The following is a 15,687-nucleotide window of genomic DNA, read 5'->3' on the forward strand; positions in this document are numbered from 1 at the left end:
CCGTATTTTTTATAAAAACTCATTCATAATAAGGAGGAAAATTATGAAAAAGAAGTTAGTTTCTTTAGTACTTGCATCTTGCATGGTACTGAGCCTTGCTGCTTGCGGCAACAGCGCTACTCCTGCTGAGACACCTGCTTCAACAGATACTCAGGAGGCAGCTGCACCTGCTGATACAGCAGCTGACACTCAGGCAGAAGCTCCTGCAGCTGAGCCTGTTGGAGAGCAGAAGATCAATGTATGTCTTGCTTCAGAGCCTGCATCACTTGATCCTGCACTTAACTCTGCAGTAGACGGTGCTACACTTATCAACCACCTCTTCTCAGGTCTTGCTAAATGGGGCCTTGATGCAAGCGGAAATCTTGAGCTTCAGCCTGACTGTGCTGAGGAACTCGTTGAAGGTGTAACAAACGACGACGGAACAGTAACTTACACTTACACACTTAGAGATGGTCTTACATGGTCAGACGGACAGCCTGTAACAGCAGGTGACTTCGTATTTGCATGGAACAGAGCAATCGCTCCTGAGACAGCAGCTGACTATGGCTACATGTTCGAGGTAGTAGACGGATATGATGATGGTAAGCTCAATGTAAACGCAATTGATGACAAGACTCTTGAGGTTACTCTTGCAAACACAGTTGCTTACTGGGATGAGCTTCTTGCATTCCCTACATACATGCCTGTTCGTGAAGATGTAGTTGCTAACGAGGCATGGGCTACAGATCCTTCAACTTATGTATGTAACGGTGCATACACAATGACAAGCTGGGATCACAACTCACTTATCACAATCACAAAGAACGATAACTTCTATGATGCTGATAAGATCACAATGGAAGAGATCAACTTCTACCTTTCAGATGATGCTAACAACCAGCTCGCTAACTTCGAGAATGGTGACTGGCAGATGATCGATGACGTTCCTACAAACGAGATCGCTACTCTTAAGGAGACATATCCTGATGAGTTCGTAACAGCTGGTCAGCTTGGAACATACTATGTATGCTGGAACATCAACGAGAACATTCTTCCTGCTTCAAACACACTTACAGGTGCTGACAAGGCAGCTGCTGAGAACGAAGTTCGTAACGCACTTGCACTTCTCATCGACAGAAACTACATCGTAAACGACGTAGCACAGGGTGGACAGGTTCCTGCTTCTTCATTCGTAGCTATGGGTCTTACAGATGCTGACGGATCACAGTTCTATGAGAACGCCGGCGGAAACAGCTTCAACGGATACTATGATGTATCTGAGGATGCTTACGAAGCTAACTGGGGTGCTGCTCTTGAGACTCTCAAGAAGTACTACACATTTGATGAGGCTACACAGCAGTTCACAGACTTCCCTACACTTACATACCTCTACAACACATCAGAGGGACATAAGGCAATTGCTGAAGCTATACAGGCTACATTTGCTGGTATCGGCATCACAATGAACCTTGAGAACCAGGAGTGGGCTACATTCCTTGATACACGTAAGGCAGGTAACTACTCAATCGCACGTAACGGTTGGCTCGGTGACTACAACGATCCTATTTCATTCCTTGATATGTGGACAACACAGTCAGGTAACAACGATGTTCAGTTCGGTAAGGGCGACAACGCTAAGGTTCAGGCTTACTCACTTGACATCACAGATCTTGGTTATGAGACAAAGGTTGAGAACGGCACATGGTCAGAGACATATGATGTACTTATCAGCGACATCAAGACCTGCACAGATGTTAAGACTCGTTATGAGCTTATGCACAGAGCAGAGGATCTTCTTATGTCAACAGGCTGCATCTGCCCTATCTACTACTACACAGATCTTTACATGATCAGCAGCAACGTAAAGGGATTCTTCTCAAGTCCTCTTGGATACAAGTACTTCATGTACTGCACAATCACAGGCTAAAGTAATCACTTGGCGAGGTCCTTTCGAGCCTAGTGTACTACTTTGTTCTGGCGAGCACGCAGTGCGAGAGCAGAACTACCTTGTGAAAACAAACTGTGAAATAAAAGAGAGCCGATACCATTTGGTATCGGCTCTTTTATTAGTTTGTTTATTTAAAGGTTTCCGGTCTTAGAAAGCCTTTCTTACAGTCATGTGTACCTTGCCACCACGGATGGCAATCTTAACATCGTCTGCAAGCTTTTTAAGAACAGATGCTTCATACTGATCATACTCAGGATCATCTACGAAGTGACCAACTACATCTGATGCGATGTCATCGGGAAGCTCGTAGTAAACTTTATCTGAATCAGCTGTCATAGCCTGCTCAAAAGCATCTCTGAGCATTCCGAGGAAACTTCCTGCAGCTTCGTTCTTTCTTGAGCTGGATGCGGAGATGAGAGTAGCTCTCTTATCCTTGTCCATAACGGTCTCAGTTGTAAGATTGAGATCATAGGTCTTATCTTCCTGATCAACCCAGAAGGAAGCTTTAACTTCACCTGTTACGATCCTTACCATGCTGAGCATTTCTTCTGTAAAGAGCTGAAGATGAAGTGAATCTGTAGCATTAAGGCCATTGAATTCAGCAAGCTTCTTGGTTGCTTCAACTGCCTCTTTAAATCCGGTACCCTTGTTATCAATAGCGATTACGTCTGATTTCATAGTCTCTGCTCCTTTCAACCCTCGATGTCAAATATGTTGCTGAATCCGGTTACGGTAAAGACTTCCTTAACGATATCGTTAGGGTTGACAATCTTAATTGTACCCTTGTTGTAAAGAGCCTTCTTAGCAGAGAGAAGAGTTCTAAGTCCTGCAGAAGAGATGTACTCAAGAGCGGACATATCAATTGTAAGAGCCTTAACCTGATCAAGAGACTCATTCAGTACCTTTTCAAGCTCAGGTGCTGTCCCTGTATCAAGTCTTCCCTCCAACGCGATGTTAAGCTGATCTCCATTAACAGTTTTTGTGATATTCATAGCATTCCTCCTAAATGTGTGTAGGTGAAACAATAATATGATTTATTGTTCTTATTTTATCATAATTGTGCATAGCTTGTGCACTATTATTAATGAGATTAATCATTAAAACATCATAAAATTCTCAAGAAATATGGGATGTTTCATCAAGCTCTTTTCTAAGGAACCCGACATAGCTGCCAAGTCCGGCGAAAATTGCAAGCAGAATAGTGTGGATTTCGATAAGTGACTGCCCCAGAGCTACATGATTTATAACGCTAAGGATCATAGCAAACAACAGCCATGTGACAACAGTGTTGATCATAGATTTGATGATAATCAGTTTTGTGCTTTCTTTCATAATTTTCTCTCCTTTACTTTCCCCTGATGGGAAGCGCTCTCTCTTTGTTATATTAAAAGAATAGCATTTGCTTTATCACAGTAATGTCACACACTAAATATTTCTTTACTTTTTAGCAGATGGTAATATAATTAAAAACTGTGTATTTATTTAGATGATGTTAGTATTAGCGGAGGATGTTAGTAACATGCAATCAAAAGACAAATTAAAGCCAATGCTGTTTTCAAACCTGAAGCACTATAGTGTAAAGCAGTTTGGCAGTGATGTTGTATCCGGAATCATAGTTGCCATAATTGCACTTCCTTTGTCAATCGCCCTTGCTCTTGCATCGGGTGTTGGCCCTGAGGAAGGTCTTTATACAGCTATTGTAGCGGGCTTTATCATTTCATTTTTAGGTGGCTCAAGAGTTCAGATAGCAGGACCCACAGCTGCTTTTGCGACAATCGTTGCCGGAATCGTGGCAACCAAGGGAATGGAAGGACTGGCACTGGCTACTATATTTGCCGGTATTCTCCTTATTATTATGGGAGTATTCAGACTTGGCTCCCTTATCAAGTTCATTCCTTATACTATAACAACCGGATTTACAGCAGGTATTGCTGTGACAATCCTTGTGGGACAGATCAAGGACTTCCTGGGATTAACATATCCTGCAGGAACCAAGACAGTTGAGACAATGGAGAAGGTGAAGGCCATAGGTGCAAACATCGGAACCATCAACGTGTGGGCTCTTGTAGTTGGTGTTGTCTGCCTTCTTATTCAGATCGTATGGCCCAAGGTCAGCAAGAAAATTCCGGGATCACTCGTAGCGGTTATCGTCGGAATCCTCATGGTGAAACTTCTTAATCTTAACGTTAACACCATAGGAGACCTTTATGAGATAAAAGGAACCCTTCCACAGCTTCATGTTCCTGCTTTTGATTTTGAGACAATCAGATCGGTGGCAGGAGATGGTTTTACCATTGCAATCCTTGCAGCTATCGAATCACTGTTATCCTGTGTGGTTGCAGACTCCATGATCAACTCTCACCACAGATCAAACATGGAGCTTATCGCTCAGGGGGCAGGTAATATCGGTTCAGCGCTCTTTGGTGGTATCCCTGCAACAGGTGCTATTGCCAGAACAGCGGCAAACATCAAAAATGGTGGAAGAACACCTATAGCCGGAATGGTACATTCTTTATGCCTGGTTCTTGTTCTTGTAGTACTGATGCCATTTGCAAAGCTTATTCCTATGCCTACCATAGCAGCAATCCTATTTATGGTTGCATATAACATGTGCCAGTGGAGAACTTTCGTACATCTTTGTAAGACAGCTCCAAAGAGTGATGTATTTGTTCTTGTCATCACCTTTGTACTGACTATCGTATTTGACCTTGTAGTGGCTATTGAGATCGGTATGGTTCTTGCTTGCCTCCTGTTCATGAAGAGAATGAGCGACGAGTCAGGTATTACAGGCTGGAAGTATTATGACCCCGATGAAGATCCTGATGGACCTGAGCTTAAAGATATTCCTAAGCACGTCAGAGTCTATGAAATCAGCGGACCCATGTTCTTTGGTGATGCTGACATGATCGCAGAGATTGGATTTAAGGACTTTACAAGAGCTCTTGTAATCCGTATGCGTGGAGTTCCGGCAATCGATGCGACAGCAATGCACTCCTTCGAACAGCTCTATGAAAGATGCAAAGAAAACGGCGTTCAGCTTGTCTTTTCCCATGTAAATGAGCAGCCTATGGCTACCATGGAGAAGGACGGATTTGTTGATCTGGTGGGCAGAGAGAACTTTCAGCCTCATATTGACGATGCCTTAAAGCGCGCAGCTGAAATTTGAATAAAAATCAGTTCATAAATAAAGGTGCAATCATCCTAAAAATATGGATGGTTGCACTTTTTTATTGGGTTAATCCAAATATAATATAATGGTAAAATAATTATAAAAATACGTTATTTAGAAGAAAAATGTATTACACTATATTTATGAAATTGGCGATGAAAGGACCATCTGTTGGATAAAAGCTACTTTATTGACAATCTGGATAGGGCAATCAAAGAGGAATGGATAAAGGCTTATCATCAGCCTCTTGTTCGTGCTGCAAGTGGTAAGGTTTCCGATGAGGAAGCCTATTCGAGGTGGATAGACCCCCAAATGGGAACCTTTACAGCTTCAGAATTTGTTCCTGCACTTGATGAGGCAAAGCTGACCTACAAACTTGACCTTTATATGGTTGAGAGAGTCCTTAAGAAAATGAAGGAGCAGTCCGAACAGGGTTACTATGTTGTGTCTGAATCCATAAATCTTGCTGCCTCAGACTTTGAGTGCTGTGACATGGTTTCGGAGATCACAGCCTTAATAGATTCCTATGGCTTTACAAGGGACAAGATTTCTATTGAAATTTCGGAGAGGACAATGTCTTTGGACATTGATCGCATGAAAAAGGTGGTGGATCGCTTCAGAGCCGGGGGAGTAAAGGTATGGATGGATGACTACGGAAGCGGATATGCTTCAATGCTTATTCTTCTTAAGGTGCACTTTGATCTTCTGAAGATAGACAAGATATTTATAGAGGAAATAGATAAGTCTGATGCCGGAAAGATCATTGTTACTGAGCTGGTAAAGACAGCATTGGCACTCGGTATGGACACTGTGGCTGAGGGCGTTGAAACAAAGACTCAAGTGGATTTCCTGAAAGAAATAGGCTGCGTCAAATTGCAGGGGAATTACTATACCAGACCTATTTCTTTTGCAGATATTGTTGACAGAAATATCAGGGGAATACAGATTGGGTTTGAGAATCCTGCAGAGGCGGGATATTTTGAAACCCTTGGCAGAGTTAACCTATACGATCTTGCAGCTTCGAAAACCGATGAAAAGGATTTAAATAAATACTTTGATACCATCCCTATGGTTATTTTTGCACTTGATGATAAGAAGGCAACCTTCGTCAGATGTAACAGAAGCTACAGACGTTTTGTCCTGGATTATTTTCCTGACGGCAAAAACAGGAAGGAGATCTTTTACGATACTGTAAGTAAAGGCCCGGGAAATTACTCTTATAATGCTATAAGACAGTGTGCTAAAAACGGAGAGAGGGTAATAATAGACGACATTACAGCCAGTGGTCATACCATACAGATGTTCATCAGAAGGGTGGCGGTAAATCCTGTTACAGGTGTTGCAGCTGTAGCGGTGGCCATATTATCGGCTTCTGATATAGCAAGTAATGAGGGGCTTACCTATAACTATGTGGCAAGGGCTCTTTCTGAGGACTATATCAAGCTGTATTTTGTAGATCTGGATACAGAGACTTTTGCAGAATATACTCCTGACGGAGATAGCAGGGATATAACCTTTGAAAGGCTTGGAAATGACTATTTTGACCTTGAGAAGAATACTATAGATTTTGAGATATATTCTGAGGATGTTGAGAACTTCAAAGCTGAGTTTACCAAGGATAACTTCATAAAGCAGATCAGGGAGAATGGTCTCTTTTCAATGGTTACTCGAATGATGCTGGGCGGTGCTCCAACATATGTAAGCATCAAGGGAGTAAAGACAAATGACGCAGCCAATCATGTTATTATCGGAATCAATAACGTCGACAATCAGATAAAGAGCAGGGAGATTGTTGAAAGAGCTAAGGAAGAGAGCATTGTTTATTCCAGAATAGGTGCGCTGACCGGAAACTTTATTTTTATCTTCACGATTGATCCAAGAACTCAGGAATATTACAAGTATAATCCGGGTGGAAATTCTACGGATTTGAATATAGAAAGTGAAGGAAAAGATTTCTTTGTAGACGTCATAAAGAATGCCGACAAGAGTATCTATCATGAAGATCTGGATGCATTCCTGACTGCTTTTACCAAAGAAAATGTCTATGAGCAGATACTTAAGACAGGCATGTTTGAGAATGAACACAGAGCAATCATTAATGGAGAGCCCAAATATGTTCAGTTAAGGGCTACTTTGACCATGGAGGACGGCGAAGAAAAGCTTATAGTCGGTATCTTTGATATTGATGAAAAGATAAGACGCGAGCAGGAATATGCCATAAGCCTTAATGCAGCAGAGGTAAAGGCAAACCTTGATGAGCTTACCGGCGTCAAGAATAAGCATGCCTATGTTGAGATGGAAAAGATATTAAATACAAGAATAGAGGAGAAATACACACCTTCTTTTGCAATCTGTGTCTTTGACTTAAATGGCCTTAAAGAGATAAATGATACTTACGGCCATCAGGAGGGAGATAGGTTCATTAAGCATGGATGCGATACCATCTGTCGTATTTTTAAGCACAGTCCGGCCTACAGGGTTGGCGGCGATGAATTTGTGGTTATAGCGCAAGGCTATGATTATCTCAATATTGATGCTCTGATGCTGAAAATGAGAAAGCACAACATGAGGAATAAGCAAAAAGGCGATGTTGTAATAGCAGCCGGAATGAGCAGGTTTAAGGGGAATGAAACTGTAGCAGATGTCTTTAAACGTGCAGATGAGGAAATGTACAGGAACAAGAAAGAACTTAAGAAATAAGTTTGAAAAGGGAGATGATCCGGACGGATACAACGCCAAATGGCAATAATAAAATGAAGTTTGATCAATATCTGTATCCCATTCATATATGGGCGCTTTCCTTTGGATGTGCCGTGGGATGGGGGGCTTTTGTCATGCCCGGAACAACGTTCCTTCCAAAGGCAGGCCCTGTCGGAACTTTTGTGGGCCTTATCATCGGCGCCATTGTCATGTTCATAATTGGTGCCAATTACCACTATCTGATGAACAAGTTCCCGGATGGCGGAGGAACTCTCACCTATACGCTTAGAACCTTTGGTCATGACCATGGCTTTATGAGTGCATGGTTTCTGGTTCTTGTGTATATCGCAATCCTTTGGGCCAATGCATCTGCCCTTGGGCTTATCAGTAAATTTCTCTTAGGAAGCACTTTTCAGTTTGGTTTCCACTATGTGATCCTTGGATATGACGTATATCTTGGAGAAGTGCTGCTATCAGTGGCAGCGGTCCTTATTTGCGGAATATGCTGCATCAGAGGAAAAAGAATTGCCTTTACTTTGCAGGTGATCTTTGCGCTTATTCTCATCTTTGGAATTATCATTTGTGCAGCATTTGTTGCAGGTGTGGACGGCAATATCCTGATTCCTCCAAGACCTTATTTTGTAAGTAATCAGGGCAGTAAGATCAACCAGATATTTATAATTGCGGCTCTTTCACCCTGGGCTTTTGTGGGATTTGAATCCATCTCAAACTCAGCTGCAGGCTTCAAGTTCCCTGCAAAAAGAAGTCTTAGCATCATGGCGATAGCTCTTTTTACGGCAGTATTATCGTATCTGCTGCTGGCTCAGATAGCTGTGGCACATGTTGATGAGGGATATTCAACCTGGCTTGATTATATAAGGGATATTGGTAATCTCTCCGGTATAGAGGGACTGCCCACATTTCATGTCGTTTCTGATACCATGGGAAGCAGTGGCGTATTTATACTGGGACTTGCTGCTTTTGCAGGAATAATAACAGGTCTTATCGGTAACTTCATTGCAGCCAGCAGACTGATGTTTTACATGGCTGATGAGGGAATGCTTCCCCCGTGGTTTGCAAAGCTCAATGAGGAAAAGAATCCTAAGAATGCCCTTGTTTTTATCATGTGCATATCTCTTTTCATCCCGCTTCTTGGCAGGACTGCCATAGGATGGATCGTCGATGTGACAACAATCGGAGCTACAATAGCATACGCCTATACTTCAGCTGCGGCTCTTGCCACTGCCAAAAAAGAGGACAATAGGAAGGTTGAGATAACAGGCATAATAGGCATTGTCATGAGTGCTTTATTCTTCCTGTTCTTTATGATGTCTTCAGCAGAAGCTATGTCAACTGAGTCCTATCTGATATTGGCGACCTGGAGTATTTTGGGGTTCTTGTGGTTCAGGTTCGTATTTGAAAAGGATACGGAAAGAAGATACGGCAAATCAACGGTTGTCTGGGTGACCCTCCTGTTCCTGATTTTCTTCACATCACTAATGTGGATTAAAAGAGCTACCGACGACATGACAAAAGATATTGTCGGAAACATAAAGGATTATTATGAGAGCCAGAGCGGTGGCAAGGATATTGATACCATTGAAAGAACAGAAGCCTATATACAGGAACAGCTGGTAAATGTAGATCATGTTCTTACCAGAAACAGCCTGATCCAGATGAGTCTAATCATTATTGCTCTTGTGATCATGTTCAGCATTTACAGGATTATGTCAAGGAGAGAGAAGGCTGCTTCAGTTGAGTCCATCAAGGCCAATGAGAGAAGCCGGGCCAAGACGGTCTTTTTGTCCAATATGTCCCATGACATAAGGACTCCTATGAATGCCATTATCGGCTATATCAATTTAGCTGAGGATGAAGCTGTTACCCATGAAGAACTAAAGGATTATCTGCATAAGATAAAAGGATCCAGCCATCATTTGCTGGCACTTATAAATGACGTCCTTGAGATGAGCAGAATCGAGAGCGGAAGGATGGACCTTGAGCCTGTTCCTGTAAACTTAAGCAAGACCTTTGAGGATGTTAGAGATCTCTTTGAACTGCAGATGCACGAGAAGAATATTACGTTTAAAGTGGAATGCATAGATCTAAAGGATCCGCATGTTTACTGTGATATAAACAGACTTAACAGAGTACTGCTTAACCTTATCAGCAATGCCTATAAATTCACTCCTGAGGGCGGCAGTATATCGGTTACCTTAAAGCAGACTACAGCTGTTGTTGACGGCTGCGCAGATTATATGATAAGCGTTAAGGACAACGGAATCGGTATGTCCGAGGAGTTTACAAAGAAAGTATTTGAAGCCTTTGAGAGAGAAAAAGATACGACTGTAAGTGGCATTCAGGGAACCGGCCTTGGAATGAGCATTGTAAAGAATATAGTTGATCTCATGGGCGGAACCATTACGGTTAATTCCAGGAAAAACAAGGGCTCTGAGTTTATTGTAAAGCTATCGCTGGATAGACAGAGCCAGGAAGATATACAGAAAGAAACAGAGGCAATTGAAGCAAAGAATAGGGCAGGAGTTGCAGACTTCAGTTCCATGAGACTTCTTCTTGCAGATGATATGCCCATAAACAGGCAGATTGCGATTAAGCTGCTGGAGAAGCAGGGCTTTACTGTAGAGACTGCAGAGAATGGAAAAGAAGCTGTGGACAAAGTAAAGGCTGCTGAACCGGGTTATTACAATGCAGTACTTATGGATGTTCAGATGCCTGTCATGGGTGGCTATGAAGCGACGAAAGCCATAAGAGAGCTCGATGATGAAGCAAAAAGAAAGATACCTGTAATTGCCATGACGGCCAATGCTTTTGCGGAAGATGTCAAAAAGGCCAAAGATGCGGGAATGAATGCCCATATAGCAAAGCCTATAGATGTAAAGAATATGATAGAAGTCCTTACAGATGTACTTACCTAAGGAACTGTTTTCTCTTTCTTGACAGGTGTGGTATTATAGCAAAGTAAGTTAAATAAAGCGGATGGTGTCTGCGGGCCGTTTGGCCGTGCAGGTGAAAAGGGAAGCAGGTGCAAGTCCTGCGCGATCTCGTCACCGTGTTTCGAGAGCTCTTTATGTATGCCACTGGAGAAATCCGGGAAGGTTTAAAGAGCAAAGCCGTAAGGCTACTCGATAAGTCGGGAGACCTGCCAGTCGCTGTACATGGGAGAAATCCTAAGTCACGAGGAATTGACGGTACGAAGAAATAAAAGCAGGAGCATGGATCTTGCTTTGTTTTGCTGTGCAACAGATAGCCAATCCCTTGTGAAAACAAGGGATTTTTTAATGCCCATGAATAAAAAAACAGGAGGCTATTATGAAAAAGAAATTTCTAGGAATGTTCATGGTGGCAGCTTTGTCAGTCAGTATGCTGGCAGGTTGTACAGCAGCGGAGCAGAGCGCGCAGGAGGCTTCGGCAGAGGAGACGTCGCAGGAGGCGGCAGAAGAAGTAACTGAAGCAGCGCCAGAAGAAACAAATGCTGAGGCAGCTTTAGAGGATGGCGTTTACAGCGCAAAGTTTACAACAGACGGAAGCATGTTCCATATAAATGAAGCTTATGGAGACAGAGGTACTCTTACTGTCAAGGATGGCCAGATGACAATCCACATCACACTTCCATCCAAGAACATTGTAAACCTCTTCCCCGGAACTGCTGAGGATGCTCAGAAGGATGGAGCAGTACTCCTTGAGCCCACTACAGATACAGTTACTTATGAGGACGGTACAACTGAGGAAGTAAATGGCTTTGATGTTCCCGTTCCATACCTTGATCAGGAATTTGATCTTGCACTTATCGGAACTAAAGAGAAGTGGTATGACCACAAAGTAGTTGTATCAGATGTTCAGGAAGATGCCGGGGAGGATGATCAGGCTATGGCAGATAAGGTAGCTGAGCTTATTGACGCAATCTATGTCCAGACTTATACAGATAACACCTATGCTGAGTGTGAAGCTGCCAAGAAGGCATGGGACGAACTTACAGATGAGCAGAAAGAGCTGGTTGAAGGCGAGTTTGCTGATCCTGATTACTTCGGTAATGACACAGGAGATGCTTCTATTGATGATCCTTTAAACGCAGATGAGATCGGAGAGAAAGAGCTCCTTGTTGTAAGCTTTGGAACAAGCTTTAACGACAGTAGAGCAGAGGATATCGGCGGAATCGAGAAGGCGCTTGCAGAAGCATATCCTGATTACAGCGTAAGAAGAGCATTCACAGCTCAGATCATTATCAATCATATTTACGCAAGAGACGGTGAGAAGATTGACAACGTTGAGCAGGCTCTTGAGCGTGCAGTTTCAAACGGTGTAAAAGAGCTTGTGATCCAGCCCACACACCTTATGCATGGCGCAGAGTATGACGAGCTTATAGAAGCTGTAGATAAATATGAAGATAAGTTTGAAAAGGTAGTAATTTCAGAGCCTCTTCTCGGAGAAGTAGGAAAAGATGCGACAGTCATCAATGCCGATAAGGAAACTGTTGCCAAGGCAGTTACACAGGCTTCTGTATATGAGGCAGGCTTTGATTCTCTTGAAAATGCAGAGAATGTCGGTGTTGCATTTGTATTTATGGGACACGGAACATCTCACACAGCTAAGATTACATACTCTCAGATGCAGACCCAAATGGATGAGCTTGGCTACAAGAACGTATTCATCGGAACCGTTGAGGGCGAGCCTGAAGAGACTGAGCTTTCAGAGGTTATAAATAAGGTTAAGGAAGCCGGATACAAGAAGGTTGTACTCAGACCTCTAATGGTTGTTGCAGGCGATCATGCCAACAACGATATGGCCGGAGATGATGAGGATTCCTGGAAGAGCGGATTTGAAGCCGATGGCTCTTTTGAAGCTGTTCAGTGTCAGATATCAGGCCTTGGAAGAATTGAAGATGTTCAGAAACTTTATGTGGAGCATGTAAAGAGTGCACTTAAATAAGACTATTAACATTAAGCATTATTTGCTGATCCTGATAATGCTCTTGTTATTGTCCGGATGCGGCAGGATTCCCGATGGGAATTATGCCGCTTCCGTTACTTTATCGGGAGGATCGGGGAAGGCAAACATACAAAGCCCGTGCAATATTACTGTCACGGGAGGAAAGGCTGTTGCAGATATTATCTGGAGCAGCTCAAACTATGATTATATGATCGTGGGTGGAAAGACTTACTATCCCATCAGTACGGATGAGGGATCAGAGTTTCAGATTCCTGTTACACTGAAAAAAGAGATGAAAGTTCAGGCGGATACCACTGCCATGGGAACGCCTCATCTTATTGATTACACACTTGTTTTTAATATTGGAGATGAAAGTAGTGCCCCGGAAGAAGAGGTGATAGATGCAGCAAGAACATCTGACATGTCACCTATTGATATTGCGGGCTTTACATATATTTCAACAGACGAAAACTCTTTTGCAAAAGAGTATAAGATACACAGATATGAAAAAGACCTTTTGGTGGTGGCGGTAAGTGATGGCAGGAATTACGTTGTAGTGCCGGATGGACTTGATGCACCGGCCATCGATGCTCCGGATACCTTTATCATCAAAAAGCCGCTTACAAGCATATATCTTGCTGCGTCAGCCGTTATGTGTCAGTTTGATGAACTGGGAGCGGTTGATAAGATAAGCCTCTCAGGAACAAAGCAGGAGGACTGGTACATTGAGTCTGCCATAAATGCCATGAAGGCGGGGGAATTGGTGTATGGCGGAAAATACAGCGCTCCCGACTACGAGATGATGATGGAGAAGGGGACGGATCTGGTGATTGAAAACACCATGATACTGCACACTCCAAAAGTTTTGGAAAAGCTCGAAAAACTGGGAATTGCGACCTTTATTGACAGGTCCAGTTATGAGGAAGATCCGCTTGGAAGGCTTGAGTGGATCAAGGTCTATGGTGCCTTTTGCGATAGGGAAGATGAAGCAGATAGAGCTTTTATGAAACAGCGCAATATGGTGGAAGATATTGATCTTGAAGGCGTTGAAGGCAAGAGCGTTGCATTCTTTTCCCTTAACTCAAGTCACCAGATAGTCACCAGAAAAAGAAACGATTACTTTGTTAAAATGATAGAAAAGGCCGGCGGAGTTTACCTTGCACCGGATACAGAGAGCGATGAAAAAGCTGCATCATCGGTTACTGTCAGCATAGAGGCCTTCTATGACTATGCTAAGGATGCGGATATTCTGATCTACAACGGAACGATACAGGATGCGCCAAAGGATCTTAAGGCACTTGCGGATATGGACGTGACCTTTAAGGACTTTAAGGCAGTTCCAAGCGGCGATGTATGGGCCTGTGATAAATCGCTGTATCAGTTTACCAATAAAGCAGGAACAATTATTTCTGACCTCTTCGAGGTTATTGCAGAGGGAGAAGAGACAACGGAGTTTTTCTACAAACTGAAGTGAGGACATACTTGGCTAAAAATTTGATGATACAGGGCACCATGAGTGGCGCCGGAAAGAGCATATTGACGGCCGGAATCCTTCGCCTTTTAAGGCAGGAGGGTTTTAGAGTCGCGCCTTTTAAGTCCCAGAACATGGCCCTTAATTCCTATGTCACTCCTAACGGACGAGAGATCGGAAGGGCTCAGGCTCTGCAGGCTCTGGCTGCCGGCAGAGAAGTATCCTCCGATATGAACCCCATACTTTTAAAGCCTACAGGGGAGCGGGCTTCACAGGTTATCGTGAACGGACTTCCCATAGGTGATATGGATGCCAGGGAATATTTTAAGAATAAGAGAAAATACGTGCCTGATATTATGGCAGCTTATGAGAGACTGTCACAGGATACGGATATCATTGTCATAGAAGGCGCAGGAAGTCCTGTGGAGATCAATCTTCGAAGCGAAGATATTGTGAACATGGGACTTGCAGAGCTTGTTGATGCGCCTGTTCTGCTGGTGGGCAATATAGATCCCGGCGGCGTTTTTGCACAGCTCCTTGGTACGGTAAGTCTTATGCCGAAAGAGGAAAGAGACAGGATAAAGGGACTTATCATCAACAAATTCCGGGGTGATGTTTCACTCCTCAATCCGGGGCTTACGATGTTTAAAGAGTACTGCGACATTCCTTTTGCCGGAGTTGTTCCTTATATGGAGCTTTCCCTTGATGAGGAGGATTCCCTTTCTGATATACTAAAGGAAAGGGATGGATTTAAAGGTGGCAGTAAGGTGAAAATCGCTGTCATAAGACTTCCCTTTATCAGTAATTACACAGACTATTCAGTATTTGAAAATATCGAAGACGTGGAATTAATCTATACCCAGGAGGCTAAGGCCGTTGCCGAAGCCGATCTTGTTATTATACCCGGAACAAAGAATACATTATCCGACCTTAAGTGGATGAAGGAAAAAGGGCTTGATAGTGCCGTAAGGGCAGCGGCTCTGAAAGGATCCCTGGTGGTTGGAATCTGTGGTGGTTTCCAGATCCTTGGAAGGAGTATTGAAGGTGAAGGCGCAGATCAGAGTAAAGAGGCGGGACTTTGTCTTTTGCCTGCGGATACGACCTTTGCTGATGAGAAAGACCTAAAGCAGGTGGAAGGTGTTCTCTCAAATATAAGCGGCGTTTACGAAAACCTGAACGGGAAGAAGTATAAAGGCTATGAGATCCACATGGGAAGGACACAGGCTGATTGGAAGTCGGACAGGGTTATAACAGAGGGGAGTGTTCTTGGAACTTATATCCACGGCTTCTTTGATGAGCCTGAGATTGCAGAGGGGCTGTTATCAATTCTCTTTGAGAGAAAGAAAATAAAAAAGCCTGTTCCAAAGATTGAGAGTCACTCCATGGTCTTGGAAAAAGAGCTTGATAAACTTGCTGATTGTCTTAGAGAAAGTCTTGATTTAGACCTAATCTACAGGGCCATCGGAATATAGG

At 43.2% G+C, this 15,687-nt stretch carries 10 protein-coding genes and 1 riboswitch; of the genes, 7 read left to right on the top strand and 3 right to left on the bottom strand.

All coding sequences use genetic code 11. The features are described from left to right. Positions 1 to 43 precede the first annotated feature (43 nt). Positions 44 to 1,906, top strand: a complete 1,863-nt coding sequence (locus G633_RS0114095; protein WP_022768982.1) for a peptide ABC transporter substrate-binding protein — start codon at positions 44 to 46, stop codon at positions 1,904 to 1,906. Positions 1,907 to 2,074: 168 nt separating this feature from the next. Here G633_RS0114095 and G633_RS0114100 read toward each other — a convergent pair whose 3' ends face one another. From G633_RS0114100 to G633_RS0114110, 3 genes are all read right to left on the bottom strand, one after another. After that, positions 2,075 to 2,605 carry a hypothetical protein gene (locus G633_RS0114100; protein ID WP_022768983.1) on the bottom strand — a complete coding sequence of 177 codons (531 nt, stop codon included), beginning with the start codon at positions 2,603 to 2,605 and terminating at the stop codon, positions 2,075 to 2,077. 14 nt (positions 2,606 to 2,619) lie between these two features. Next, on the bottom strand, positions 2,620 to 2,919 hold the full coding sequence (locus G633_RS0114105; RefSeq protein WP_022768985.1) for an STAS domain-containing protein: 300 nt from the start codon (positions 2,917 to 2,919) through the stop codon (positions 2,620 to 2,622). Positions 2,920 to 3,043: 124 nt separating this feature from the next. Next, entirely contained in the window at positions 3,044 to 3,259 is a 216-nt protein-coding gene (locus G633_RS0114110; RefSeq protein ID WP_022768986.1) for a hypothetical protein, read from the bottom strand. Positions 3,260 to 3,446: 187 nt separating this feature from the next. On the opposite strand from G633_RS0114110, the gene G633_RS0114115 reads away from it, so the two are divergent. From G633_RS0114115 to G633_RS0114140, 6 genes are all read left to right on the top strand, one after another. After that, the gene (locus tag G633_RS0114115) at positions 3,447 to 5,093 is read left to right on the top strand and encodes a SulP family inorganic anion transporter (protein WP_026520319.1); all 1,647 of its coding nucleotides are present in this window, start codon (positions 3,447 to 3,449) and stop codon (positions 5,091 to 5,093) included. 174 nt (positions 5,094 to 5,267) lie between these two features. Then, on the top strand, positions 5,268 to 7,796 hold the full coding sequence (locus tag G633_RS19490) for a bifunctional diguanylate cyclase/phosphodiesterase (protein WP_026520320.1): 2,529 nt from the start codon (positions 5,268 to 5,270) through the stop codon (positions 7,794 to 7,796). A gap of 53 nt (positions 7,797 to 7,849) precedes the next feature. Then, entirely contained in the window at positions 7,850 to 10,732 is a 2,883-nt protein-coding gene (locus G633_RS19495) for an ATP-binding response regulator (RefSeq protein WP_196804273.1), read from the top strand. A 45-nt stretch (positions 10,733 to 10,777) separates the two neighbouring features. Continuing rightward, positions 10,778 to 10,978, top strand: a riboswitch (cobalamin riboswitch). Between the two features lie 148 nt (positions 10,979 to 11,126). Then, positions 11,127 to 12,743 (top strand): sirohydrochlorin cobaltochelatase, encoded by a 1,617-nt coding sequence (locus G633_RS18595; RefSeq protein ID WP_242838879.1) that lies wholly within the window; start codon positions 11,127 to 11,129, stop codon positions 12,741 to 12,743. Beyond that, complete coding sequence (locus G633_RS18600; RefSeq protein WP_051200237.1) at positions 12,730 to 14,217, top strand: ABC transporter substrate-binding protein; 1,488 nt, start codon at positions 12,730 to 12,732, stop codon at positions 14,215 to 14,217. Before G633_RS18595 ends, G633_RS18600 begins: the two co-directional genes overlap by 14 nt. Before the next feature lie 8 nt (positions 14,218 to 14,225). Continuing rightward, complete coding sequence (locus G633_RS0114140) at positions 14,226 to 15,686, top strand: cobyric acid synthase (RefSeq protein ID WP_026520321.1); 1,461 nt, start codon at positions 14,226 to 14,228, stop codon at positions 15,684 to 15,686. The last annotated feature ends 1 nt before the right edge of the window (position 15,687 follow it).

Origin of the sequence: Butyrivibrio sp. FCS006 (assembly GCF_000424525.1) — a bacterium.
Lineage (GTDB): Bacteria > Bacillota > Clostridia > Lachnospirales > Lachnospiraceae > Butyrivibrio.

Excerpts from the sequence above, each read along its gene's own strand:
- G633_RS18595 (WP_242838879.1), top strand. The coding sequence starts at position 11,127 with ATGAAAAAGAAATTTCTAGGAATGTTCATGGTGGCAGCTTTGTCAGTC.
- G633_RS0114115 (WP_026520319.1), top strand. The coding sequence starts at position 3,447 with ATGCAATCAAAAGACAAATTAAAGCCAATGCTGTTTTCAAACCTGAAG.
- G633_RS0114105 (WP_022768985.1), bottom strand. The coding sequence starts at position 2,919 with ATGAATATCACAAAAACTGTTAATGGAGATCAGCTTAACATCGCGTTG.
- G633_RS0114095 (WP_022768982.1), top strand. The coding sequence starts at position 44 with ATGAAAAAGAAGTTAGTTTCTTTAGTACTTGCATCTTGCATGGTACTG.
- G633_RS0114110 (WP_022768986.1), bottom strand. The coding sequence starts at position 3,259 with ATGAAAGAAAGCACAAAACTGATTATCATCAAATCTATGATCAACACT.
- G633_RS19495 (WP_196804273.1), top strand. The coding sequence starts at position 7,850 with ATGAAGTTTGATCAATATCTGTATCCCATTCATATATGGGCGCTTTCC.
- G633_RS0114100 (WP_022768983.1), bottom strand. The coding sequence starts at position 2,605 with ATGAAATCAGACGTAATCGCTATTGATAACAAGGGTACCGGATTTAAA.